Below are 263 nucleotides of genomic sequence, written 5' to 3' on the forward strand. Positions count from 1 at the left end.
GGGAAGGAAATCACAGCAGGGCAATTGGATGAGTTAGCACTCGAAATAAATCCTAATTTAGTGCGTTTTCCTGATGAACAACGCCGTATAACGGTTTTAAAAGCCTACCTTGATATGCAAGTGCTTGCAAAAGCTGCAATTAGCAAAGGCATCGATAAGACTGAAGCTTACGATAAACGAATGGCAGTTATGCGTGACAATGTCCTTCAACAGCTTTATTTTAAACAGATGATTGTTGATCAGATTTCGGATACTGATTTGGA

General features: G+C 39.5%; 1 pseudogene. It reads left to right on the forward strand.

The features are described 5' to 3' along the window. Positions 1–263, forward strand: a pseudogene (locus ACFIK8_RS09720) (peptidylprolyl isomerase); the annotation flags it as partial.

It is taken from the genome of Bartonella sp. MR168JLCBS (genome assembly GCF_042194175.1).